At 70.1% G+C, this 23,476-nt stretch carries 18 protein-coding genes; 7 read left to right on the top strand and 11 right to left on the bottom strand.

Annotated features, from left to right (window positions below; all coding sequences use genetic code 11):
* Positions 1 to 75: 75 nt before the first annotated feature.
* Positions 76 to 1,383: an N-acetylmuramoyl-L-alanine amidase gene (locus tag MFF26_RS11585; RefSeq protein WP_137828641.1), complete on the bottom strand. Its 1,308-nt coding sequence runs from the start codon at positions 1,381 to 1,383 to the stop codon at positions 76 to 78.
* 299 nt (positions 1,384 to 1,682) lie between these two features.
* Between MFF26_RS11585 and MFF26_RS11580 the strand changes: the two genes are divergently transcribed.
* Entirely contained in the window at positions 1,683 to 3,005 is a 1,323-nt protein-coding gene (locus MFF26_RS11580; RefSeq protein ID WP_137828640.1) for an MFS transporter, read from the top strand.
* Between the two features lies 1 nt (position 3,006).
* Here MFF26_RS11580 and MFF26_RS11575 read toward each other — a convergent pair whose 3' ends face one another.
* Positions 3,007 to 3,438 (bottom strand): PaaI family thioesterase, encoded by a 432-nt coding sequence (locus MFF26_RS11575; protein WP_238308002.1) that lies wholly within the window; start codon positions 3,436 to 3,438, stop codon positions 3,007 to 3,009.
* Between the two features lie 44 nt (positions 3,439 to 3,482).
* Between MFF26_RS11575 and MFF26_RS11570 the strand changes: the two genes are divergently transcribed.
* Entirely contained in the window at positions 3,483 to 4,046 is a 564-nt protein-coding gene (locus tag MFF26_RS11570; protein WP_238308001.1) for a CoA-binding protein, read from the top strand.
* Positions 4,047 to 4,242: 196 nt separating this feature from the next.
* Here MFF26_RS11570 and MFF26_RS11565 read toward each other — a convergent pair whose 3' ends face one another.
* Together MFF26_RS11565 and MFF26_RS11560 are read right to left on the bottom strand one after the other, a co-directional pair.
* Complete coding sequence (locus tag MFF26_RS11565; protein ID WP_137828638.1) at positions 4,243 to 4,668, bottom strand: organic hydroperoxide resistance protein; 426 nt, start codon at positions 4,666 to 4,668, stop codon at positions 4,243 to 4,245.
* Between the two features lie 90 nt (positions 4,669 to 4,758).
* Complete coding sequence (locus MFF26_RS11560; RefSeq protein WP_137828637.1) at positions 4,759 to 6,060, bottom strand: MFS transporter; 1,302 nt, start codon at positions 6,058 to 6,060, stop codon at positions 4,759 to 4,761.
* A 243-nt stretch (positions 6,061 to 6,303) separates the two neighbouring features.
* On the opposite strand from MFF26_RS11560, the gene MFF26_RS11555 reads away from it, so the two are divergent.
* The 4 genes from MFF26_RS11555 to MFF26_RS11540 all read left to right on the top strand — a co-directional run bounded on the left by MFF26_RS11555 (position 6,304) and on the right by MFF26_RS11540 (position 10,522).
* A complete protein-coding gene (locus MFF26_RS11555; protein WP_137828636.1) occupies positions 6,304 to 7,074 on the top strand; it encodes a hypothetical protein in 771 nt (256 codons plus the stop codon).
* A gap of 368 nt (positions 7,075 to 7,442) precedes the next feature.
* The gene (locus MFF26_RS11550; protein ID WP_137828635.1) at positions 7,443 to 7,757 is read left to right on the top strand and encodes a hypothetical protein; all 315 of its coding nucleotides are present in this window, start codon (positions 7,443 to 7,445) and stop codon (positions 7,755 to 7,757) included.
* A 486-nt stretch (positions 7,758 to 8,243) separates the two neighbouring features.
* On the top strand, positions 8,244 to 8,948 hold the full coding sequence (locus tag MFF26_RS11545; protein WP_137828634.1) for a carbonic anhydrase: 705 nt from the start codon (positions 8,244 to 8,246) through the stop codon (positions 8,946 to 8,948).
* A gap of 11 nt (positions 8,949 to 8,959) precedes the next feature.
* A complete protein-coding gene (locus MFF26_RS11540) occupies positions 8,960 to 10,522 on the top strand; it encodes a SulP family inorganic anion transporter (protein WP_137828633.1) in 1,563 nt (520 codons plus the stop codon).
* Positions 10,523 to 10,632: 110 nt separating this feature from the next.
* Here MFF26_RS11540 and hflX read toward each other — a convergent pair whose 3' ends face one another.
* The 6 genes from hflX to MFF26_RS11510 all read right to left on the bottom strand — a co-directional run bounded on the left by hflX (position 10,633) and on the right by MFF26_RS11510 (position 19,126).
* Positions 10,633 to 12,030 carry a GTPase HflX gene (gene hflX, locus MFF26_RS11535; RefSeq protein ID WP_137828632.1) on the bottom strand — a complete coding sequence of 466 codons (1,398 nt, stop codon included), beginning with the start codon at positions 12,028 to 12,030 and terminating at the stop codon, positions 10,633 to 10,635.
* Between the two features lie 342 nt (positions 12,031 to 12,372).
* Positions 12,373 to 12,627 (bottom strand): RNA chaperone Hfq, encoded by a 255-nt coding sequence (gene hfq / locus MFF26_RS11530; RefSeq protein ID WP_003600267.1) that lies wholly within the window; start codon positions 12,625 to 12,627, stop codon positions 12,373 to 12,375.
* A gap of 278 nt (positions 12,628 to 12,905) precedes the next feature.
* On the bottom strand, positions 12,906 to 14,276 hold the full coding sequence (gene ntrX / locus MFF26_RS11525) for a nitrogen assimilation response regulator NtrX (RefSeq protein ID WP_137828631.1): 1,371 nt from the start codon (positions 14,274 to 14,276) through the stop codon (positions 12,906 to 12,908).
* On the bottom strand, positions 14,273 to 16,645 hold the full coding sequence (locus MFF26_RS11520; RefSeq protein ID WP_137828630.1) for a sensor histidine kinase NtrY-like: 2,373 nt from the start codon (positions 16,643 to 16,645) through the stop codon (positions 14,273 to 14,275). The genes ntrX and MFF26_RS11520 overlap by 4 nt, the downstream gene beginning before the upstream one ends.
* Positions 16,646 to 16,724: 79 nt before the next feature.
* Positions 16,725 to 18,362, bottom strand: coding sequence for a DEAD/DEAH box helicase (locus MFF26_RS11515; protein ID WP_137828629.1), 1,638 nt, complete (start codon positions 18,360 to 18,362; stop codon positions 16,725 to 16,727).
* Between the two features lie 167 nt (positions 18,363 to 18,529).
* Complete coding sequence (locus tag MFF26_RS11510) at positions 18,530 to 19,126, bottom strand: DUF1989 domain-containing protein (protein WP_137828628.1); 597 nt, start codon at positions 19,124 to 19,126, stop codon at positions 18,530 to 18,532.
* A gap of 163 nt (positions 19,127 to 19,289) precedes the next feature.
* On the opposite strand from MFF26_RS11510, the gene MFF26_RS11505 reads away from it, so the two are divergent.
* A complete protein-coding gene (locus MFF26_RS11505) occupies positions 19,290 to 21,293 on the top strand; it encodes an OPT family oligopeptide transporter (protein ID WP_137828627.1) in 2,004 nt (667 codons plus the stop codon).
* Here MFF26_RS11505 and MFF26_RS11500 read toward each other — a convergent pair whose 3' ends face one another.
* Positions 21,294 to 23,444: a protein-disulfide reductase DsbD family protein gene (locus MFF26_RS11500; protein WP_238308000.1), complete on the bottom strand. Its 2,151-nt coding sequence runs from the start codon at positions 23,442 to 23,444 to the stop codon at positions 21,294 to 21,296.
* Between the last annotated feature and the right edge of the window lie 32 nt (positions 23,445 to 23,476).

Raw genomic sequence — 23,476 nt, 5'->3', positions numbered from 1 at the left:
GTCGAGACCCCGCGCGATCCGCGCGGTGTTGGGCGGGCGGGGGTCTCTCGTGAAGGCCCCGTATCGACACCGGTTCTATGGTGAAACTGGGGCGATGGAGGCCGCCTTGCGCGGCGGCGTCGGCGTCGGGCGGGAGAGCGTCGCCCGGCCGGCGAAGAACAGATCGATGGCTTTCGCCATCGAACCCGTGACCTTGGTGCGCCACTCCTCCGAGAGCAGTTTCTCCAGATCGCTCTTGCTCGACAGATAGCCGAGCTCGACCAGCACGGAGGGCACGTCGGGGGAGCGCAGCACGCGGAACCCGGCTTCGCGGTGGGGCTTCGCGCTCATTTCCATGACGGGCGAGAGCTGGCCCATCAGCTTCGCGGCGAAGCCCGACGAGAAGCCGCGGGTCTCGCGCAACGTCAGTTCCTGCAGGATGTCGGCGACATCGGTGGCGCCCTCCCCCGAATCGGCGCCGCCCGCGGCATCGGCCTTGTTCTCCCGTTCCGCGAGCCGGGCCGATTCGCCGTCGGTCGCCTTCTCGGAACCGGTATAGATCGTGGCGCCCTTCACCTGGGGCGCCGCCGAGATCGAATCGGCATGGATCGAGACGAACAGGTCCGCCCTGGCCTCGCGGGCGATGCGCACCCGCTCGGAGAGCGACACGAACACGTCCCGGTCGCGGGTCATGGCGATCCGGTAGCGCCCCGTCCCCTCGAGCCGCTCGACGAGCGCCTGGGCGAAGCCGAACACGATGTCCTTCTCGTAGACGCCGGTGGCTGCGATGGCGCCCGGATCGATGCCGCCATGGCCGGCATCGATCACAATGAGCGGGCGCGTATCGGCGGCCTCCCGCGGCGGCGGTGCCTTGGCGGCCGAGGGATTCGGATCGCCCGCGACGGACGCCTTGCGGAACGCGTCGCGCTCGACCCGGCGGAACGGGATGGTAACGAGGGTCGCCCCGCCGCGGGTCTTCGTGGTCTCGATCGCGTCGACCACCGCCGGGCCGGCGAGATCGACGACGATCCGCGAGCGCCCGGGCGCGAACAATCCGTAGCGGAAGGAGGCGACGACGCCATCGCGGTGACGCCCGGCCTCGCTACCGAGCTGGAAATTCACCTCGGGCAGGTCGATCACCGCCCGGTCGGGGCGCTCCATCACGAAGGCGCGGGCCTCGACCGCCTTGGAGAGGGTGAGAACGAGCTTGGTCGTGCCCCCCTGGCTCGCGAGATCGGCCGCGATGGCGATCGCCGCGTTGCGAGCCGGGCCGGCGCCGATCCCATCCTGGGCCGGGGCGGGACCGGCGATCAGGGCCGGGCCCAGGGCGAGCGCGACCAAGCTCCCGGCGACGCGGAGGGAGCGGAGAAGTCCGAAGCGAAAGGTGCGGGCGCGCGGCTGCATCGGTCGGCCAGGGTTCCGGGAGCCTCCGATACGGGATACGGCCGGGATGGTTAACCGTTCCTCACCGCGTCCCGGTCGGTTGCCCGGTCGCTGTTGTGCCGGTGCGACACCTGCAATCGGTGGCTGTCGGTCGAGCCGAGGTCGACGCCGACCCCGCGTTGCGCGAAGACACGAAAACGTGAAGACCGGTGCGGGATTGCGAAGGCGGTTCGCGCGGAACCCTCTGCGGATGGGGGGTTTAGCGCGGCGCAGCATGATCGGGCCCCACCCGAATCGCTTCTCCAACCTCGAGACCGCCGATGGTGCCCGACTCGCCTCCTGCTTCCGCTCCGGAGCGCCAGCCCTCGCGCGCGGCCCTGCGCGGCCTCGACATGCTCAACTTCACCCTCGCCGACGTGCGCGACGGTCTCGGACCCTATCTCGCGATCTATCTGCTCGCGGTGCGCGGTCCCGAGCAGGGCTGGAACGAGGCGACCATCGGCCTCGTCATGACGATCGCGGGCATTGCCGGCCTGATCGCCCAAACCCCGGCCGGCGCCTTCATCGACCGCAGCCGCAACAAGCGCGCCATCGTCATCGCCGCAGCGGTGGCCGTGACGCTGAGCTGCCTCGTCCTGCCCTGGATCTCGGAATTCTTCCTCGTGGCGGCGACCCAGTCGGTCTCGGCCATCGCCGGGGCGATCTTCCCGCCCGCGCTCGCCGGCATCACCCTCGGCATCGTCGGACCGAAATACTTCGCCAAGCAGATCGGCCGCAACGAGGGCTTCAACCATGCGGGCAACGCCGTCTCGGCGATGCTGGCGGGCGGCCTCGCCTACCTGTTCGGGCCGATCGTCGTGTTCTGGCTGATGGGCATCCTCGCCGCGCTCTCCATCGCCGCGATGCTGACGGTGCCGGCCAGCGAGATCGACGACGACCTCGCCCGTGGCCTCGATCAGGCCGAGGACCAGGGCAGCGAGCAGCCCTCGGGTCTCAGCCTGCTCCTGCGCAACCGCCACCTGATGCTGTTCGCCGGCCTCTGCGCCGCCTTCCACCTCGCCAACGCGGCGATGCTGCCCTCCGTCGGCCAACTCCTGACCAAGGTGGTGGGCAAGGATTACGCGACCTCGCTCATCGCGATCTGCATCGTCGCGGCCCAGCTCGTCATGGTGCCGATCGCCGTGATGGTCGGACGCAAGGCCGACAGCTTCGGCCGCAAGCCGATCTTCCTGGCCGCCTTCGGCTTCCTGGCTCTGCGCGGGGTGCTCTACACCTTCTCGGACAACCCGTTCTGGCTCGTGGCGGTGCAGTGCCTCGACGGCATCGGCGCCGGCATCTTCGGCGCGCTGTTCCCGATCATCGTGGCCGACCTGACCCGCGGCACCGGGCGGTTCAACGTCGCGCAGGGCGCGGTGGCGACCGCCCAGGGTCTCGGCGCGTCCTTCAGCGCGACGCTCGCCGGCGTCATCATCGTCGGCGCGGGCTATTCCGCGGCCTTCCTGGTTCTCGCCTCGATCGCGGCGGCGGGCTTCGTGGTCTATCTGCTGTTCATGCCCGAGACCTACGGCTACGAGCCGAAAGGCGGCACCAAGGGCGGCACACAGAGCCGTCCGACCACCCCCGCCGCGGTCCCGGCGGAGTAGCTCACCGCTCCGGCGGGATCGAGTAGGTGCCGGTGGCATGGCAGACGATCTCGTCCGCGCCCAGGCTCCGGATCGCCACCTCGCCGACCGCGAGGCGGCGCCCCAGCTTGAGCAGGCGGCACTCGGCCACGAGGCTGCCGGGGCCGGGACGGCGCAGGAAGTTGAACGCGAGATTGGTCGTGACCGCGAGGGCCACCGGGCCGATATTGGCCAGGATCGCGGCGTAGAGCGCGTAATCCGCGAGGGCCATCATGGCGGGACCGGAGACGGTCCCGCCCGGGCGCAGGTGCTGCGTCCCGCCGTCGAGCCGCATCCGCGCCGAGAGCGGCCCGACCGCCTCCAGGTGATAGGCGCGCGTTCCGGCGTTCATCTGCGGGAAATCGCGATCGAGGAAGGCGATCGTGTCCTCGAGCGTCATCGCGGTGGTGCTCATGCTCCGCCTTGCAGCACGGCGCGCCTTGGCCGACAAGGGCTGCCATGATCCCGACCCTCGACGGCGCCCCAGAGGGCATTGCGACCCGGCACGACCGCTACCCCGACGCGCGGATCCGCGAGATCCTCAGGGCGACGCGCTCGATCGCGCTGGTGGGCGCCTCGGCCAACCCGGCCCGCCCGAGCTACATCGTGTTCAAGTACCTGTCCGAACGCGGCTATACGGTGATTCCGGTCAATCCCGGCCTGGCCGGCCAGAGCCTGCTCGGGCGGCCGGTCGTGGCCCGCCTCGCCGACTTGCCCGGCCCGGTCGACATGGTCGAGATCTTCCGCAATTCCGCCGCGGCCGGGCCTTTGGTCGACGAGGCGCTGGCGCTGCCGGCGCGACCGAAGGTGATCTGGATGCAGCTCGGCGTGCGCGACGACGCGGCGGCTTCCCGCGCCGAGGCGGCGGGCGTTGCGGTCATCATGAACCGCTGCCCGAAGATCGAGTACGGGCGGCTCTCGGGCGAAATCGGCTGGACCGGAGTGAACTCGCGGATCATCTCCGCAAAGAAGCCGGTGATGGCCAAGGGCGGCGTGCAGAAGCGGACGATCGACGCGCCGTGATCCGCTCGCTCCGGGCGGTTGAGGGCTCAACCGGCCTGACCCCACACCGTTGTATGCGCGGGGCGTGATAGGCAACGCCCCGAGAGGACGGTGACGGTCTCGAGGCCAGTTCCGAGAGGGGCCGTGTCCCGGCCAGAAAAAACGCCCCCGGCCGAAGCCGGGAGCGCCCTCACATCGGCGAGCGCTGCGACGCCGATCAGGCCAGCGTCAGGCCGACATCCACGTTGCCGCGGGTGGCATTGGAGTACGGGCAGATCTGGTGGGCGGCGTCGACCAAGCGCTGGGCATCGGCGCGGTCGAGGCCGGGGAGATCGACCTTGAGATCGGCGGTGATGCCGAAGCCGCCTTCCGAGCGCGGGCCGATGCCGACGGTGGCGGTGACCTGGGTCTCGGCCGGTACCTTCAGCTTAAGCTGGCCGCCGGCCACCTTCAGGGCGCCGAGGAAACAGGCGGAATAGCCCGCCGCGAACAGCTGCTCCGGGTTGGCGCCGGAGCCGCCCGCGCCGCCGAGTTCCTTCGGGGTCGAGAGCTTGACCTCGAAATTGCCTTCCTCGGTGCGGGCGGAGCCGTCACGGCCGCCGGTGGCGGAGGCGGTGGTGCGGTACTTCACGTCGACGGTCATGGTCGTATCCTCGTGGTTCGGATGTCGGGAGAGCCGATCCGTTCGGCTTGGCGGCAGGGATAGACAATCGATCGATTGCGCGCAATCTATTTATTGCGCGCTATGCTCTTCATGCATGGCTACCCCTCCTCGGAGCCGCCCTCCGGTCTCGGGCATGGCCAGTACGGCGGCGAAGCTGAGGCCGGCGGCGGCGGCGAGGTAGAGCCCAACGAGGCCGATCCCACCCTGGGCCACGAGCCATTGGGCCGCGAAGGGCGCCCCGGCCGCCCCGACGATGCCGGCGAGATTGTAGGTCACCGACGCACCGGTGTAGCGCACGCGGGTCGGGAAGAGTTCCGGCAGGAGCGCCCCCATCGGCCCGAAGATCCAGCCCATGGCGAACAGCGCGAGGCACAGGAAGCCGAGGACGAGGACCGGCTCGCCGCTGCCGAGCATCGGGCCGATCAGTCCGCCGAGGGCGGCGGTGCTCGCAAGTCCCGACAGCATCACCGGGCGGCGGCCGAACCGGTCGGCGGCGAGCCCGGAAAGGGGAATCGCCAGCGCCATGAACAGGATCGCCACGCATTCGAACAGCAGGAACGTCTTGCGCGCGTAGCCGAGGCTCGCGGTGCCATAGCTCAGGGCGAACACGGTCGAGAGATAGAACACGGCGTAGGCCGCCACCATGGCGAAGGTCCCGAGCAGGGTCGCGCGCAGGTGCCGGGTGAAGATGGTGGCGAGCGGCACCCGCTCCGGCGGCGCCTCGGCCAGGGCCGCGCGGAAGGCCGGCGTCTCGGTCAGCTTCAGCCGCACGTAGAGCCCGACCCCAACCAGGGCGGCGGAGGCCAGGAACGGCAGGCGCCAGCCCCAGGATTCGAAAGCCTCCGGGCTGAGCGCCACGCTGAGCCCGAGGAACAGCAGGTTGGCGCTGACGAAGCCCACCGGTGCGCCGAGCTGCGGGAAGATGCCGTAGAGCGCGCGCCGCCCCGGCGGTGCGTTCTCGACCGCGAGCAGGGCCGCCCCGCCCCATTCCCCGCCGAAGCCGAGGCCCTGGCCGAAGCGCAGCAGGCACAGCAGCGCCGGAGCCCACCAGCCGATGGCGGCGTAGCCCGGCAGGCAGCCGATCAGCACGGTGGAGAGGCCCATGATCATCAGCGAGGCGACCAGCGTCGCCTTGCGCCCGATCCGATCGCCGAAATGCCCGAACGCCGCCGCCCCGACCGGCCGGGCCAGGAACGCGATGGCGAAGGTGGCGAAGGCCTGGAGCGTCTGCACCCCGGGGGCGCCCGCGGGGAAGAAGATCGGGCCGATCACCAACGCCGCGGCGGTGGCGTAGATGTAGAAATCGTAGAACTCGATCGCGGTGCCGACGAAGCTCGCGATCAGGATGCGGCGGGCGGATGGGGCGTTCATCGGTCTCGGACGTTCGGGGCCAAGCGGTGCGGGCGCAAGAGCCCGTAACAGAACGAAGCGATGGCGTTGAGCGCGATGGTGCTGCGCGGCTCGACCCTGGCTCTCGCAGCGAGCGATCAAGAGCAGATCTGATTTGTACTATTTCGAATAAGCTGTCGCTTGTCTGAGATTTTTGCTGGAAAGCAAAATTGATCTGTCTGATTTATTCGAGATAATTTGCTTAAAGCAGATTATGGAGGTGATATGTATTTTTCTGCATTGATCGGATCCATATCTTGTTTGATCAGCGTTGCTGCGTGGTCTGCGCAAGCTCTGGACGGTGAATCGAGCCCATCACGCTTTTCCGAGGCAATCGCTGAATGCAAAACGGCTCAAGCTGCGCAGCCTAACCGAGGGATGTTGCTTGAAACAAAGTCGGCAGTCTGTTTTGCGGGCCGCATCACAGGCCTGGCGGAACAAGTAATTGTCAAAAAATTGGATGGGAAAAACAAAATTTTTGTAGTCAATAGTTTTGGTGGCGATGCCGCGGCCGCTGCTATCATCGGGGTTTTCATCCTAGAAAATCGTATCGATGTCGCGGCCTACGATTACTGCTTATCGGCCTGTGCGAATTACATCTTTCTCGCGGGACATCGCAAATATCTGGCGCCCTCGACCATCCTGGCTTGGCATGGGGCGCCGGAAGCCGAGCCCACGCCGCGGCAAAAGCTTCTCGACGGCATCGGAAGGCTGCAACAGGGCTATCAGATGTCGCAGCTTTTCTATCGGATGGCGAAAATCGATCGCCGAGTGGCAACCCAACCCGATCCCCGTCTGCCTCATTTCGAGGAGTGGAAATCCGGTTGGGACAGCTCCCGGCGGCATCTCTGGACTTGGACGCGCCAATCCCTGGAACGGCGGTTCGGCGTCCAGGGCATCGAGGCGTACTGGTACCCGGACGATCCGCAGGAACTGATCGCTTTGGGCGAGAAATACGACATCAAGCTCCTGGTCGATCGCGACGAGCCGCGCTGAGTGGGGCCGGGACGCCCGGTTGTCCTCCTTCGCCGGCCGGGTTCGGTCGGGTCGGGGCACGCCCCGACGGCCAGGCCGCGATCGTGCCCCATCGCTCCGAGTGCCGGTGACGGGACACGTGCGGGCACGCCCGTCCGGTTTTCCGACTTTCGGCGCGCATTTCTGAATACATCCCGCGACACGGGCGCCACTTGGACCGCCGGGTGACATGGCGCACCCGCAGGGCCAACCGCTGCGGATTATTTTTTAAATAAAACTGCGTGACAAAACGCACTTCCAAAATACAGTTCGAAGAAATACCTTCCTCTTGTCAGAGAAATTCGAACAAAAAAGTTCAAGTCTCAGGGATTAACGAGGAAGGACGCGTCATGAAGAGCATCGTTGTTATCAGTGTTCTCGCGATGATCGGTCTGCCGCTCGCGGCTCAGGCGGATTCCGGCGGCGGCAGCCGTCAGCCCGCCGGCGGCGGCTTCATGAGCAGCTACCAGGACGACCCCTACCACGACCCCCGCTCGCTCCACTCGCAGCGCGCGGGCACCGGCCAGATCCTCGGCGCACCCATGCTGAGCGAGAACGCCGGCGCCAAGGGCGGGCCGGTCCGCTCGGCGATCCGCCGCGGCGATGTCGATCCGAGCTGGGCGACGACGGGCAGCGTGACGAAGAAGCGCCGCACCCACCGCTGACGCGGGGTTCGGACTTCGACCGACGCGGGACGTCGCCGTCCCGCGTCGGCCTCCCGAGCGGCCCGACGAACCGGACGGCGCGGCCGAACGACCGCGCCGCCCTCATCGACTCACCGGTCGTCCCCGCCTCGGCGGGCGGCGCGATGCCGCTTGCCCGGAAGGCGGTGCCTGGATTCTCAGCGAGGGAGGAATCGGTGCCGGCCGCCTCCCACCGGGCGGTTCGAGGCCGCCCGAACCTCCGAAGCGGGGCGTGAGCGACCCGTTCTCGCGCTCGGAACCCATTCCGACGATGGGGAATCCGGCTCGTCGCAAGAGGGCGTGGCCCAACCAAAGAGCGGAAGAGACGTCCGGCTCCAAGTGTATCGGGCGCAGCTCTAGACCAGTCGAAGCCGCCTGCGGCGGGACAACACCGGCCTGCCGCACCGACTATCTCAGTCGTTCGATGCACGGACAGCGTGCGAACGACCTTGAAGAACGAGGATCGGCGTGGACGATATCATTCAAGGCATCTCGAACTTCCGCGGAAGCGTGTTTCCGGGGCAGCAGCAGATGTATCAGCGGCTGGTCCGGGACGGGCAGCATCCGCAGGCGCTGATCATCGCCTGCGCCGATTCCCGCGTCTCGCCCGAGCACATCACCCAATCCGGCCCGGGGGATCTCTTCGTGTGCCGCAATGCCGGCAACATCGTCCCCCCCTTCTCGCAGCAGAACGGCGGCGTCTCCTCGGCCATCGAATACGCGGTCATGGCGCTCGGCGTGCGCGACATCGTCATCTGCGGCCATTCCGATTGCGGCGCGATGAAGGGCCTGATGAAGCCCGAGGCCCTCGCCTCGATGCCGAACGTCGCGGCCTGGCTGCGCCACAGCCACGCCGCGAGCCAGATCGTCTGCGAGGCCTATCCGGCCGGGATGGACCCGAAGGATCATCACCGGGCGCTGGCGCTGGAAAACGTCGTCGTTCAGCTCAGCAACCTGCGCACCCATCCGAGCGTCGCGGCGGGCCTCGCCAAGGGCCAGTTGCGCCTGCATGGCTGGTTCTTCGAGATCGAGAGCGGGCAGGTCCTGGCCTATTGCGGCGAGGCCGGCCGGTTCGTGCCGATCGACGAGGCGGACGCCATGCCGGTCGCCCATAGCCCGGCCCAGCGCATCGCCGCGCCCGAGATGGCGCGCGTCGCCGTCGCGGCCGAGTGAGGCGGATCGCAATGCGTGCCTCGCTCTCGCGGCTGCTGCCGCCCACCCTCGCGCGGGATCTGCCCGCCTCCTTCGTGGTCTTCCTCGTGGCGATGCCCCTCTGCATGGGCATCGCCATCGCCTCCGGCGTGCCCGCCGAGCGCGGCCTCATCACCGGCGTGATCGGCGGCATCGTCGTCGGCTTCCTCGCCGGCGCGCCGCTTCAGGTCAGCGGCCCGGCCGCGGGCCTCGCCGTCATCGTCTTCGAGTTCGTCCGCACCCACGGCATCGACGCCCTCGGGCCGGTTCTGGTGCTGGCCGGCGCGATCCAACTGCTCGCCGGGGCCCTGCGCGTCGGCGGCTGGTTCCGGGCGATCTCGCCCGCGGTGGTGCACGGCATGCTCGCCGGCATCGGCGTGCTGATCGTGCTGGCGCAGATCCACGTGCTGACCGACGCCCTGCCCAAGGCCAGCGGCGTCGACAATCTCGTGGCGATCCCCGCGGCCTTCTTCAATTTCGTCACCGGCGAGGGCAATCGCTTCGGCGCGATCCTCGTCGGCCTCGCCACCATCGTGACGATGCTCGGCTGGGAGAAGCTGCGTCCGGCCCGGCTCAAGCTCCTGCCCGGCGCCCTCGTCGGCGTGGTCTCGGGCACGCTGGTGGCGGTGATCGGCGACCTCGCGGTCAAGCGCGTCGAAGTCCCCGAAAATATCCTCTCGGCCGTGACCCTGCCGGGCGCGGGCGACTGGAGCCGTCTCGCCGAGCCGACCATGATCGTCATGGCCCTCACGCTCGCCGTGGTCGCCAGCGCCGAAAGCCTGCTCTCGGCCGCCGCCGTCGATCGGATGCATGACGGGCCGCGGACGCAGTACAATCGCGAACTCGGGGCCCAGGGCGTCGGCAACGTGCTCTGCGGTCTCGCCGGCGGCCTGCCGATGACCGGCGTCATCGTCCGCTCCTCGGCCAACGTCCAGGCGGGCGCGGCCACCCGCGCCTCGACCATCCTGCACGGCAGCTGGATCCTCGCCTTCCTGCTGATCCTGCCGATGGTGCTCAAGCTGGTGCCGACGGCGGCGCTGGCCGGCATCCTCGTGGTCACGGGCTGGCGCCTCGTCAGCCCGGCCCATGCCCTGCACCTGCACGCCCGCTACGGTCTCGCCACCGCCGCGATCTGGCTCGTCACCCTGGTGATGGTGGTCGCCACCGACCTGCTCACCGGCGTGCTGATCGGTCTCGCCCTCAGCCTCGTCCAGGCGGTGCCGCACCTCCTCAAGGGGCGGCTCAAGATCGAGGGCGGTGCCGCCGAGACGCTGCAGGGCGGAACCCTGCGGGCCGTGCCGGAGCTGCGCCTCTCGGGCTCGGCTACCTTCCTCCAGCTGCCCCATCTCAACGAGGCCCTGGAGCGCACCCCCGAAGGCACCCCCGTGCGGCTCGCCGCGCAGGATCTGCACCATGTCGACCACACCTGCCTGGAGATGATCCAGGAATGGGCGGCGCGGCGCGCCAAGACCGGCGCCCGGGTCGAGGTGGTCGGCGGCGGCGGCGGCCTCCGCAACAGCCTCGCCATGGCGGCGCATGCCGCGCCGAAGGACTGATCTTTTCGATCGGGAAGGAAGAAGGCCGGTATCGCCCCGCGATACCGGCCTTCTTCGTGTCAGGGCTCTGCCCTGACGACCCGCGGAAGGGCTCGCCCTTCGGGATCCCCTTACGGCGTGCTGACCCGGCGGGCGGCCTCGAAACGGTTCAGGAAGCGCGGTTCCTTCTCCGGGGCGATGCGGATCGTCAGCGCGATGTCGCCGCCGTCCTGCGCCTGCCGGTCGAGCACCTCGGCATTCTCGTAGAGCCAGTTGAGCGCCGCCCCGTCCTCCGGCGGCAGGGTCAGGGCGAAGGTCGAGCGGGCGCGGGCCACCTGCCCCTCAATCCGCTCGGACAGTGCTGGCAGCCCCTCCCCCGTCAGGGCCGAGACCAGGATCGGCGCCGGGCCCGCGCCGCGATGGGCGGTGGCGAGGTTGAGGAGGCGGGTGCGCTCGCCCTCGTCGAGCAGGTCGGCCTTGTTCCACACCTCGACGATCCGCTCGGCATCGGGCTCGATCCCGAGTTCCCGCAGCACCTGCTCCACATCCTCGGCCTGGGCCTGCGTGTCGCCGTGCGAGACGTCGCGCACATGGAGCAGGATGTCGGCCTCGATCACGTCCTCCAGCGTCGCCCGGAAAGCGGCGATGAGCGAGGTCGGCAGATCCGAGATGAAGCCCACCGTGTCGGACAGGATCACCGTCTCGCCATGCGGCAGCTTGGTGGCGCGCGCCGTCGGGTCGAGGGTCGCGAACAGCATGTCCTGCGCCTTGACCTCGGCCTTCGTCAGCGCGTTGAACAGCGTCGACTTGCCGGCATTCGTGTAGCCGACCAGGGCGACGATCGGGTACGGCACCCGCGCCCGGCTCTTGCGATGCAGGCCGCGGGTGCGGGCCACCGCGTCGAGATCGCGCTCGATCTTGGTCATCCGCTCCTGAATCATCCGGCGGTCGGCCTCGATCTGCGTCTCGCCAGGGCCGCCGAGGAAGCCGAAGCCGCCGCGCTGCCGCTCCAAGTGGGTCCACGACCGGACCAGCCGGGACTTCTGATAGGCCAGATGGGCGTGCTCCACCTGCAGCGTGCCCTCGCGGGTCGAGGCGCGCCGGCCGAAGATCTCGAGGATCAGGCCGGTCCGGTCGATGACCTTGCTGCCCCAGGCCTTCTCGAGGTTGCGCTGCTGCACCGGCGACAGGGCGCAATCCATCACGACGAGGCCGATCTCCTCCGCCTTGACGAGACCGGCCATCTCCTCGACCCGGCCCTTGCCGAGATAGGTCGAGGGTCGCGGGCGCTGGACGTGCACGCCGATCGCCTGGGCGACATCGAGATCGATCGCGGCGGCCAAGCCCACCGCCTCGTCGAGGCGCGCATCGTCGGAGCGGGTGTTTTCCGGCTGGCCGGGGGCGAAGCGCTGGGCCGCGCGGGTGAGGTAGGGGCCGACCACCAGCGTGCGGGTCGAGGCGGCGATGTCGCCCTCGGGAGCGGCCTGCCGCTGGAGTCGCGCTTCGCCGGGTGTTTGAAGTTCGGTCATTCGGGCCTCTCGCCGGTCAACTCGCCACCGCGAAGCCGGCTCCGTGTTCGATCGGACGCAGCGGACGCTTCGAAGACACGGTGAACGATCGCGCCGTCGGCCACGACGCGCGGGGGCGTTCCTCCGTCATTGCGAGGCGAAGCCGAAGCAATCCAGAGCACGACGCCTCAAGGTGAGGCATCGGCGCAATCATGCAGATGGTGGGGGGCGCACGCCGAACAAGCGTCCACCCGGACGCGCGACGTGATGAGACGGCATCGAAACGGGCGTGATCGAACCGGCCTGTGCGGAGCCGTGGACGGCTCCGCCTCGTCATGACGGCTGGAAATCCAGGAAGCCGTCTCACGCCTTCTCGGGCGCGGTCTCGTCCGGCTCGAACAGCTGCACGGGATGGCCCGGCATGATCGTCGAGATCGCGTGCTTGTAGACGAGCTGCGAGTGCCCGTCGCGGCGCAGCAGGACGCAGAAATTGTCGAACCACGTCACCACGCCCTGAAGCTTGACGCCGTTGACGAGGAAGATCGTCAGCGGAATCTTGTTCTTGCGGACATGGTTGAGAAACGTGTCCTGGAGGTTCTGAGCGCGCTCGCCCGCCATTTTTCTTATCCTTGCTTCGCTACCGGCACCGCGGGAGGTCGTATCCCGTCTTGGAGGATGCCGGGCGACGAACCACCCGCATCACCGAAGACCGCTTCCCCAAGCCTACCTTATTACAGGGCGAAGCTTCTCCGGACGCAAGCGTTTCCTCGCATCGGCATCACGCCGTGCCCACCCTGTCGGGGGTGATACCCCTGCGAGGATTCGTCGCCGGGGCTGACATCCGCCGCAGGAGCAGGACTGCTCGTCCCCGCCCATACGGCGCGCGGTGGACGGGATCAGGGCCCGATCCCGAGGGATTTGAGCTTCCGGTGCAGCGCCGAGCGCTCCATGCCGATGAACTCGGCCGTGCGGGAGATGTTGCCGGAGAAGCGGGCGATCTGCGCCACGAGATACTCGCGCTCGAAAATCTCGCGGGCCTCCCGCAAGGCGAGGCTCATCAGCTTCTCCCCGCCCGCCCCGGTCGGCGTCGTCGGCACCAGCGCGCCGATCTCGGTCGGCAGCATCTCGGAGGTGACCTCCTGCTCCGGATCCGACTGGGTCAGGATCATCAGCCGCTCGACGTTGTTGCGCAGCTGACGGATGTTGCCCGGCCAATCGTGGGATTGCAGCACCGCCATGGCATCCTCGGCGATGCGCCGCCGCGGCAGGCCGGTGGCCGCCGAGATCTGCTCCATGAAGAAGGTGATCAGCTCCGGCACGTCCTCCCGCCGCTCGGCGAGCGAGGGGATGCGGATCGGCACCACCGAGAGGCGGTGGAACAGGTCCTCGCGGAAGCGTCCCCCCGCGATCTCCTCGGTCAGGTCGCGGGAGGAGGAGGAGATGATCCGGACATCGACATGGACCCGGGCCGTTCCACCGACCCGCTGGAAGTTCTGGTCGACGAGGACGCGCAGGATCCGGCTCTGCGTCTCCTTGGGCATGTCGGCGACTTCGTCGATGTAGAGGGAGCCGCCATGGGCCTCCTCCAGGGCGCCGACGCGCCGCACCCGGCCCTCGCCCGCCTCGACGCCGAAGAGTTCGGCCTCCATCGTCTCCGGCGTGATGGTCGCCGCGTTGATCACGACGAAGGGACCGCTGGCGCGCGCCGAGGCCGCGTGCAGCGTGCGCGCCGACAATTCCTTGCCGGCGCCGGGCGCCCCCGAGATCATCACGCGGGCATTGGTCGGCGCCACGCGCTCGATGGTCTGGCGCAGCTGGTTGACCGCCACCGATCCGCCGACGATCCGGCTCGCCTGTCCCGAACGAACCTTGAGGTCGCGCACCTCGCGCTTGAGGCGGGAGGCTTCGAGCGCGCGCTCGGCCACGAGGATCAACCGGTCGGCCTTGAACGGCTTCTCGATGAAGTCGTAGGCGCCGGATTTGATCGCCGCGACCGCGGTCTCGATGTTGCCGTGGCCCGAGATCATCACCACCGGCAGGTCGGGATGGCCGGTCTTGATGAGGTCGAGCACCTGCAATCCGTCGAGGCGCGAGCCCTGGAGCCAGATATCGAGGAAGACGAGATGGGGCCGCCGCGATTCGATCGCGGCGAGCGCCTCGTCGGAGCCCGCGGCGGTGCGGGTGCGGTGGCCCTCGTCGTCGAGGATGCCGGCCACGAGGTCGCGGATATCGGCCTCGTCGTCGACGATCAGGATGTCGGCGCTCATGGCTGCATCTCCGCGACGCGTCGCGCTTCCATGGCGCCCTCCCTGTTCTTGTCCATTGTCGTCCCGTCACGCGGCGAACCCGCCGGGCGGTCCCGTTCCGAGCCGGCGCCCTCGCCGACCTCCCGGGGCAGCCGCATGCGAACCTGTCCGCCGCGCCCCTCCGGGTTGTCATTGAGCTCGATCCCGCCGCCATGCTCTTCGAGCACCTTCGACACGATCGCCAGCCCGAGGCCGGTCCCGCCCTCGCGGGTCGTCATATAGGGTTCGAGCAGGCGCTGGCGCCCCTCCGCCGGAAAGCCTTTTCCGTTGTCGGTGACGTCGATGGTCACGAACCCGCCCTCGACCGCGAGGCGCAGGGCCACCCGGCCCTTGCCTCCGTCGGCCGTCAGCACGTCTTCCGGCACGGCCTGCACCGCCTCGACGGCGTTCTTGAGGATGTTGGTCAGCGCCTGGCTGAACAGGCGCACGTCGAAGGCCGCGACGACGCGGCCGCGCTCGTCCTCGCCGGTCGTCTCGAACGGAAATTCGATCTCGGGATGCGCCATGCGCAGCATGAAGAGATTCTGGCGGGCGATCTCGGCGAGGTCCTGCTGGGTGATGGCCGGCTTCGGCATCCGGGCGAACGAGGAGAACTCGTCGACCATGCGCTTGATCTCGTCGACCTGGCGCACGATCGTGGCGGTGCACTGCTCGAACACCTCCTTGTCGGTCACGATCACCTTGCCGTACTTGCGCCGGATGCGCTCGGCCGAGAGCTGGATCGGCGTGAGCGGGTTCTTGATCTCATGGGCGATGCGGCGCGCCACGTCGGCCCAGGCCGAGGTGCGCTGCGCGGCGACGAGGTCGGTGATGTCGTCGAGGGTCACGACGTAGCCGCGGGCTTCGCCCTGCGCCTGCTCGCTGGTGACCCGCACCGCGATGGTGCGCTCCCGGCCCCCGCGCACGAGCTGGATCTGCTGCTGGAGCGCCCGCTGGCGGCCCTCGGCTTCCGGGAACAGGGCGGCGATCTCCGGCACCGCCTCGGTCAGCGGGCGGCCGACCAGGTCGGCGGCGGTCAGGCCCAGGGTCTTCTCCGCGCTCGGATTGGCGATGGTGATGAGCCCGCCCGCATCGACGCCGAGCACGCCCGGCGAGACGCCCGAGAGCACGGCTTCCGTGAAGCGGCGGCGGCGGTCGATCAGGTCGCTCGCCGCGCGCAGGCCGTCGTGCTGGCGACGCAACTCCTGCGTCATCGTATTGAAGCTCTCGCCCAGATGCGCGAGATCCCCATCCGATTTCCTCGCCGGAACGCGGGCGTAGAAATTGCCGGCGGCGACCTCGTCGGCGGCGTTGATGAGGCGCCGGATCGGCGCGACGAAGCGGTTGGCGAAGTTGAGCCCGAACCACACCGCCGAGAGCAGGGTGATCAGCGCGATCAGCACGAAGACCGAGGCGAAGGTGACCTGGATCGAGTAGCGCAGGTCGTCGAAGGCGAGGTACTCCGCCGCCGCCGCGCGAGAGACGCCGGGGAAGTCGATGGCGAGCTGGCTGACCTCGCGCTGCACCAGCAGCACGGCGTTGTCGTAGGCCGGCATCCGCAGGAGCGCGGCGAAGACCCTTCCCTCGTTTGGCAGCAGGCAGATCGGATCGCTGGATTTCGCCGCGTCCTCGAAGGCGGCGGCCGAGGGCAGGCGGGTCTGCTTGAGCACGTCGATATTGGCGCGCGCCACCACATCGTTGGGGCCGCGCATGATCTTGGCGATCGGCAGGCCCAGCGCCTGGGCGCGGGTGGTCATGAACGACTCGAACCATTCGCGGTTCACGTCGAATTGCGGGCGCGCCCGGGTCAGGTCGTCGGTGAGGATGCGGATCTCGCGGGCGAGCGACTGGCACTGATTCTCCAGATGCGCGTCGGCGATCTGGACGGATTTGAGCACCACGTCGCGCACCCGGTCGGTGAAGCCGAGCGACAGGCCGCGGTCGAGGGTCACGGTCGCGACGATGGCAAGGAGGATCGTCGGCAAGATCGCGATCAGGCTGAACAGGCCGACGATCCGGGTGTGCAGCCGCGCCACCGTCGCGTGCGCCCGGCGCGCATGCAGGAAGACACGGGATTCCCAGGCGATCACGATCACGAGACAGAGCACCAGGGCGATGTTGATCGCCAGCAGGGTGATGCCGGTGTTCTGCGACGGCGTGACCTTGATCAGCCCCGCCAGGATCAGGAACGTGACGCTCGCCGAGACCAGGGCGACGACGACGACCGCCGCGCCGATCCAACCCGGCCCCCGCGGCGGGGCGTCGAACCGGTGCGACAGGGCGGCCGCGCCGTCCTCTACGGACGGGGCGTCGGACGGCGTCTCTCGGTTGCGTCGCGACAGGAGCGGCATCGCTGATGCAGGGCCACGACAGTGTGGCGAAATTAATACAAATCGGGTCTGCGCGCCCCCATCCTCGGTGCGGCGGCGTTCAGGCTGCGGCCCCGCCCCAGCGCCGGAGGTCGCGAAACCGCCGTCCATCCGGGAAGCGCAGCTCGACGCTCTCCGACAAGCGGCCCGCAGCCTCGATCCGCACGGAATCCGGACGCTCCAGCTCGTCCCGGCGCTCCAGAGCTTCCGCCACGGTCAGGGGCACCGGCTCCGCCCCGCCGCAGGCGCGCCACCACGCCACCGCCCGCTCCCGGGCATGGCCCGAATGTTCCAGGCAGACCTCGACCCGGCAGCCGCCGCCGGGCCAGCGCAACGCCGCCTCCAACCGGTCGGGGCCGTGGCCGCCCGGACCCTGCCCGAGGGTCCAGCCCGTCACCGAACGCCAGCCGGCGACGGTCTCGGACAGGATCGGCAGCGCGTCCTCGGCGCTCGCGGCATGGGGCGCCTCGGCGTCTTCCGCCTCGGGCTCGACCCAGCAGGCCTCGCAGGTGCTGGCGTTGAGGGCGATCAGCGCGCCGCATCCCGGGCAGGGCTTGGCGCGCGCCGCGCCGCCGAGGGCGGGGCCCAGCGCCACGCTGCGGGCGGTCACCGCATCGACCGGCCCGTGCATCCGCACGAGGCCGGCATAATCGAGGACGATGGCGTCCGACTTGCCCGGCGCCCGGCGTAGGGCGCGACCGACCTGCTGCACGTAGAGGCCCGCCGACTGGGTCGGGCGCAGGAGCGCGATCAGGTCGACTTCCGGCACGTTGAAGCCGGTGGCGAGCACGCCGACCGAGGTCAGGCAGCGGATCTTTCCCGTGCGGAAGGCGCGCAGGATCCGGTCGCGCTCGCGCCGGCCCATCTCGCCGGTCACGGTCTCGCAGGTGAACCCTTCCGCCCGCACCGCGTCGCGCACGCAGGCCGCGTGATCGATTCCGGCGCAGAAGGCGAGCCAGGCCCGACGGTCCCGGCCGTAGCGCGCCATCTCCTCCACCGCCGCGCGGGTGATCCAGTCGCGGTTGACCGCCGCTTCGAGGGCGGAGGGGATGTAATCGCCCCCGCGCTTGCCCACGCCCGAGACGTCGAGGGTCAGGGCGGTGGCCTTGCAGATCAGCGGCGCGAGGTAGCCCTGGCCGATCAGGTCGCCGACGGTGGATTCGTGGACGATGCGCGCGAACACCCGCCCCTCGCCCTCGTCGAGGCGACCCGAATCGAGCCGGTAGGGCGTGGCCGTGAAGCCCGCGACTTTGAGATCGGGGTTGGCCGCGCGCAGCCCCGCCAGGAAGCGGCCGTAGCCGGTCTCGGCCGAGCGCGGCACGAGATGCGCCTCGTCGATGACAACGAGGTCGGTTCCTTCGAAGAGGGCGGCGCGGTCGCGCACCGACTGGATCGAGGCGAAGGTAACGGGCGCCGCGCTCTCGCGCCGCCCGAGCCCGGCGGAGAAGATGCCGGCGGGCGCCTCCGCCCAGTAGGCCAGCAACTCGCCGTGGTTCTGCGCCACCAGTTCGCGCACATGGGCGAGCACACAGATCCGCGCCCGGGGTCTCCGCTCCAGCCACGCGCGCACCAGGGCCGCGATGACGAGCGCCTTGCCGGCGCCCGTCGGCAGCACGACGAGGCCGGGCCCGCCGCCCGCGTCCCAATGCTGGTGGAGCGCGTCGAGGGCGGCGCGCTGATACTCGCGAAGGCGCAGCATGGCGGCCGTTTAGCCAAGCGCGGCTGCGGGGAACAGAGGGGAAACGCGAGACGGCGTCCGAGTGTGCCGCAACAGCGCGCATCCCACCGACCCCCTCATCCTGAGCTGGCGCTCAGCACCTCAGGATGAGGGGGTCGAGTGGGAGGAGCCAGGGAAGCGTCAGATCCTCACGCCGGGTCGGCGATCTCGTAGACGATCGGCTTGAACGAGAAATTGTTCGATTGCAGGGCGGAGCAGGCGGTGAGGCCGACGATGAGATCCGTCTTCGCCTCGAACACCACCCGGTCGTTGGCCCGGCTCAGGGGCGGCTTCACCGCGATCTCGCCCGTCTGGCCATCGATGGCGACGTGCATGAAGACGTTGAAGGCGACCGGAATGCGGTCCGGCCCGATGCCGTAGGGTTCGAGCGCGGCGGCGAGATTGCCGAAGCAGCCCCGGTGCGGGTGCTCGTCGCCGTAGATGATGCGGAACGTGTCGGCCGAGCAGGGCGTGAGCAGGAAATCGTGGCGCCCTACCGTGTCCTCGACGATCTCCAGCAGCACGTTGGAGCGGTTCGAGTAGATCGGGTCGCCCTTGGTCAGGAACAGGCGCGAGGCGTAGTCGATGGTACGGCCCGACGAGATCACCTCGTCGACGTCATCGCGCACGAAGGCCACGAGATCGGCGACCTGCTCGCCCTCCGGGTCGATCACGGTGAGCCGCTGGCCACGGTTCAGGGTGAACGCCACGCCGGAGCGCGGCTCAATCCGATGACGGCCGCACATCTCAGCGCACGCGTCCGTCGGGGCACATCAAGCGGTTCGGCACGAGGGGCGTCTCCGGGTGGCGCGGCATCCGTTGCCGCGGCAGGGAAAGACCGTAGCCGCCGCAAAGTTTCCCACCCACGGCGCGCCCGGCCGGAGCGCGCCGCGCAGGATCCAGCCCGCCATGCACGCGCCCAGTCCGCCCTCGCGGCATGTCGAGATCACGCTTCGCGGGCTCCTGCTCGGGGCGGCCATCACCGTCGTGTTCATGGCGGCCAACGTCTATATGGGCTTGAAGACTGGGATGACGTTCTCGTCCTCGATCCCGGCGGCGATGATCGCCATGGGCAGCCTGCGGCTCTTCGGCGGGTCGGGCATCCTCGAGAACAACATCGTCCAGACCCAGGCCTCCGCCGCGGGCACGCTCTGCAACGTCATCCTGATCCTGCCGGGCCTCGTGCTGATCGGGCATTGGCAGGGCTTCCCGTTCTGGCAGACGACCGCCGTCTGCGGCATCGGCGGCTTGCTCGGCGTCGCCTTCTCGATCCCCCTGCGGCGCGCCCTCGTCTCCGGCGAGGAGCTGCCCTACCCGGAGGGCGTCGCCGCCGCGGAGGTCCTGCGCACCGGCCAGGGGGAGACCGGCGCGCGGGGCCTGCGCGATCTTCTCACGGCGGCGGCCGCGGCCGGGACGATCGGGCTCGCCACCACCGGCTTCCGGGTTCTGGGCGAAGGCCTGCACGGGGCGGTCGCTGTCGGCGGGGCGGCGTTCCGCCTCGGCACCGGCTTCTCGCTGGCGCTGGTCGGCGTCGGCTACCTCGTCGGCATCGGCGCCTGCCTCGCCCTGCTCACCGGCGTCGTCATCGCCTGGGGCATCGCGGTGCCGCTCCTGACGGTCCTGGGCCAGGGCGAGGGCGCCACGGCGTCGGAGATGGCCGAGTCGGTGTGGTCGGGCCAGGTTCGGCTGATCGGGGCCGGCATCATCGCGGTGGGCGGGCTCTGGACCGTGGGCTCGCTCGCGCGCCCGATCGTCACGAGCATCCGCGCGGCCCTGGCCTCGGCGCGCGCCAGCGGCTCCGGGATGCCGGGGGACGACCAGCCCCGGGCGGAGCGCGATCTGCCGATCACCTGGGTGTTGGGCGCGGCCTTGGTGCTGGCGGCCCCCCTCGCTGGCCTGTTCTGGATGTTTTCCGGGAGCGCCGAACTCGGCGGCCTGCACACCGTGATGGTCGCGGCGCTCACCGTGTTCGCGATCGTCTTCGGCTTCCTGATGGCGGCGACCTGCGGCTATCTCGCGGGCCTGCTCGGCTCCTCGTCGAGCCCGATCTCCGGCATCGGCATCCTCACCACCATGGCGGCGGCCGTGCTGCTGCCGCTGCTCATCGGCACCTCCGCCGGTCCGGAGGGCGACCGTTTCGTGATCGCGGCGGCGCTGCTGGTGGCCTCCGTCATCGTCACCACCGCCTCCATCGCCAACGACAATCTCCAGGATCTCAAGACCGGTCGGATCGTCGGGGCGACGCCCTGGTGCCAGCAGGTCGCCCTGATCGCCGGGGTGCTGGTCGGCGCGGCGGTGATCGGGCCGCTGCTGTCGCTCCTGTACGAGGCCTACGGCTTCGTCGGCGCGCTGCCCCGCGAGGGCATGGAGGCGGCCAACGCCATGCCGGCGCCCCAGGCGGCGCTGACGTCGCAGATCGCCGTTGGCATCGTCCACCGGACCCTGCCCTGGACCATGGTGCTGATCGGCGCCGGGCTCGGCTGCGTGCTGGTCGCGGTCGAGACCCGGCTGCGCAGGAGCGGGCTCACCTTCCCGGCGCTGACCGTCGGGATCGGCATGTACCTGCCGCTCGCCGTCGAGATGACGATCGCCATCGGCGGCGTGCTGGCCTGGCTCGCGGAACGGCGGCTGCGGCACAGGGCACGCCCGCGCGGCGAGGCGGACGAGGCGCAGGCGGTGGAGGGCGCGCGCCGCCGCGGCGTGCTGCTGGCCTCGGGTTTCCTCGTCGGCGAGAGTTTCGTCGGCGTCGTGCTCGCCGCGGGCGACACGCTCGCCGGGCGCAGCGCGGCGCTCGCCCTCGTCGGTCCCGGCTTCGAGCCCTACGCGACGGCGCTCGGGCTCGCGGTGTTCGTCACCGGCCTCGCCGTGTTCTTCCGGGTCATCGCGGCCGATCCCGGCCGGGCGACGGGATGATCACCGCGCGGCGAGTCTGTCCGCGCCGACCTCGGCGATCACCAGGGCCTCGGTGAGGATCTGCGGGAGCACCCGCGCCTCGCCCTTGCCCTTGTAGACGAGGTAGAGCGGCACCCCGGAGCGGCCGTGGCTCTCCAGGAGGCGCGTGATCTCCGGGTTCTGGTTGGTCCAGTCGCCCTTGAGATAGGCGACGGACCCCGCCCGGAACGCCGCCTGCACCGCCTCGCGCGACAGCACCATCCGCTCGTTGACTTGGCAGGTGATGCACCACGCCGCCGTCATGTCCACGAACACCGTGCGCCCCTCCGCCCGGAGCGCGTCGAGGCGCGCCTGCGTGAAGGGCTCCTCGATGCCGGCGAGCTGCACGCCCGCGGCTCCGCCCCGCTGCCCGTCGAGGGCGGCGGCAAGCGCCAGGGCGCCGGCCAGGGCCAGGACGGTGGTGGCCCGGCCGAGACCGCTGCCGATGCGCCCGGCGGCGCGTGCCCGCTCCCAGGCCCAGGCGGCGAGGCCGACGAGGACGAGGCCGCCGAGCGCGCCGAGCAGCCCGTTGGGCCCGACCTGCTGGGCCAGCACCCAGACGAGCCACGCGGCGGTGGCGTAGACCGGGAAGGCGAGCGCGCCCTTGACCGTCTCCATCCAGGCGCCGGGCCGCGGCAGCAGGCTCAGCGCGCCGGGAAAGGCAGTGAGCGCCAGGAACGGCAGGGCGAGGCCGAGGCCCAGGCAGGCGAAGACGAGGAGGCCGACCCAGGCGGGCTGCGTCAGCGCGAAACCCACCGCCGCGCCCATGAACGGCGCGGTGCAGGGGGTGGCGACCAGGGTCGCCAGCACGCCGGTGAAGAACGAACCCTGATAGCCGGAGCGCCGGGTCAGCCCGTCACCGAGCCCGGCGAGCCGCCCGCCGACATGCACGACCCCCGACAGGCTCAGGCCCACGGCGAAAAGCCCGTAGGCGAGCAGGATCACGACGACGGGGGATTGCAGCTGGAACCCCCATCCGATGCCGGCCCCGCCGGCCTTCAGGGCGATGAGGAGGCCCGCGAGACCCAGGAAGCTCGCCACCACGCCCGCGGTGTAGGCGAGCCCGTGCAGGCGCACCCGCCCGCGCGCCTCGCCCGCCTGCTTCACGAGGCTCAGCACCTTGATCGACAGAACCGGAAAGACGCAGGGCATCAGATTGAGGACGAGGCCGCCGAGCAGGGCGAGTCCGGCGGCGCTCCACAGGGTCAGGGTTTCGGCCTCCGCCGTCGCCGTGGCGGGCGCGGGGGGCGGCGTGGCGGAGGGCGCTGCGGCCGGAACGGCGGCCGGGGTCGCGGCGGGCTCGGGACCGACCGCGTAGGCCCTGCGGGTCCCGCCCTCGTCGAAGGTGAGGACGCCGCCCAGGGCCTCGGGCGCCACCGCCGCCTCGCCGGGCTTCAGCAGCAGGCGCAGGGTGCCCGCCTCTCCCTGAAGGTTCTGCTCGGCGGCGTTGTCGAGGGCGCTCTCCGCGTAGGGGAAGAAGGCGGCGTCGCGGATCGGCGGGGCGCCGTCCGGCCGATCGAGGTGGAGCGCGAGGGTCTCGCCCTCGCGGACCGCGCGGACGGGGAAGGGCGCCGGCACGGGCAGGGCGTCGCGGGCCTCGGCGAAGAGGCGGGCCTGGGCGGGATCGGGCTCTCGGGCCGCGCCCGGATCGGAGACGAGGGGCATCTCGAGGGCGAGCTCGGCCGTCCCTGGGATGCAGATCTCCTCGCAGACGAGGTAGGACAGCGTGCCGGACAGGGGCACGCGACCGCCCGCGCGCAGGCTCTCCGGCAGCGTCTCGGGCACATGGAGCGGCACCAGCAGGGTGACCGTGCCCTCGTAGCCGAAATTCATCAGGGTCTGGACCGGGATGCGCTCCGGCGCCGGCCATTGCGTCGGCCCGACCGAGAACCCCTCGGGCAGGCGCCACGCCATCTCGGGCGGCAGCCCGGAATCGCCGGGATTGCGCCAGTAGACGTGCCAGCCCGGCTTCATCGCGAGATGGAGGCCGAGTGTCACCGTGCGGCCCGGGGCGAGGGCGGCGGCCTCGGCGACGAGGCGCGCCCGGACCAGATCCTTCGGCGCCTTGCCTCCCTGCGCCGCGGCGAGGCCGGGGGCGGCGAGGAGGAGGACCAGGAGGAGCAGGCGGAGCATGTCGCGTTCTTGATGGCCCCGACGCCTCGGCC

It is taken from the genome of Methylorubrum suomiense, assembly GCF_022179765.1.
GTDB classification, from domain to species: domain Bacteria; phylum Pseudomonadota; class Alphaproteobacteria; order Rhizobiales; family Beijerinckiaceae; genus Methylobacterium; species Methylobacterium suomiense.
This window is presented reverse-complemented; position numbering and strand designations above follow the sequence as displayed.

Bases quoted from the DNA above. Each gene is read 5' to 3' on its own strand.
- MFF26_RS11585 (WP_137828641.1), bottom strand. From the start codon at position 1,383: ATGCAGCCGCGCGCCCGCACCTTTCGCTTCGGACTTCTCCGCTCCCTC.
- MFF26_RS11580 (WP_137828640.1), top strand. From the start codon at position 1,683: ATGGTGCCCGACTCGCCTCCTGCTTCCGCTCCGGAGCGCCAGCCCTCG.
- MFF26_RS11575 (WP_238308002.1), bottom strand. From the start codon at position 3,438: ATGAGCACCACCGCGATGACGCTCGAGGACACGATCGCCTTCCTCGAT.
- MFF26_RS11570 (WP_238308001.1), top strand. From the start codon at position 3,483: ATGATCCCGACCCTCGACGGCGCCCCAGAGGGCATTGCGACCCGGCAC.
- MFF26_RS11565 (WP_137828638.1), bottom strand. From the start codon at position 4,668: ATGACCGTCGACGTGAAGTACCGCACCACCGCCTCCGCCACCGGCGGC.
- MFF26_RS11560 (WP_137828637.1), bottom strand. From the start codon at position 6,060: ATGAACGCCCCATCCGCCCGCCGCATCCTGATCGCGAGCTTCGTCGGC.
- MFF26_RS11555 (WP_137828636.1), top strand. From the start codon at position 6,304: ATGTATTTTTCTGCATTGATCGGATCCATATCTTGTTTGATCAGCGTT.
- MFF26_RS11550 (WP_137828635.1), top strand. From the start codon at position 7,443: ATGAAGAGCATCGTTGTTATCAGTGTTCTCGCGATGATCGGTCTGCCG.
- MFF26_RS11540 (WP_137828633.1), top strand. From the start codon at position 8,960: ATGCGTGCCTCGCTCTCGCGGCTGCTGCCGCCCACCCTCGCGCGGGAT.
- hflX (WP_137828632.1), bottom strand. From the start codon at position 12,030: ATGACCGAACTTCAAACACCCGGCGAAGCGCGACTCCAGCGGCAGGCC.
- hfq (WP_003600267.1), bottom strand. From the start codon at position 12,627: ATGGCGGGCGAGCGCGCTCAGAACCTCCAGGACACGTTTCTCAACCAT.
- ntrX (WP_137828631.1), bottom strand. From the start codon at position 14,276: ATGAGCGCCGACATCCTGATCGTCGACGACGAGGCCGATATCCGCGAC.
- MFF26_RS11520 (WP_137828630.1), bottom strand. From the start codon at position 16,645: ATGCCGCTCCTGTCGCGACGCAACCGAGAGACGCCGTCCGACGCCCCG.
- MFF26_RS11515 (WP_137828629.1), bottom strand. From the start codon at position 18,362: ATGCTGCGCCTTCGCGAGTATCAGCGCGCCGCCCTCGACGCGCTCCAC.
- MFF26_RS11510 (WP_137828628.1), bottom strand. From the start codon at position 19,126: ATGTGCGGCCGTCATCGGATTGAGCCGCGCTCCGGCGTGGCGTTCACC.
- MFF26_RS11505 (WP_137828627.1), top strand. From the start codon at position 19,290: ATGCACGCGCCCAGTCCGCCCTCGCGGCATGTCGAGATCACGCTTCGC.
- MFF26_RS11500 (WP_238308000.1), bottom strand. From the start codon at position 23,444: ATGCTCCGCCTGCTCCTCCTGGTCCTCCTCCTCGCCGCCCCCGGCCTC.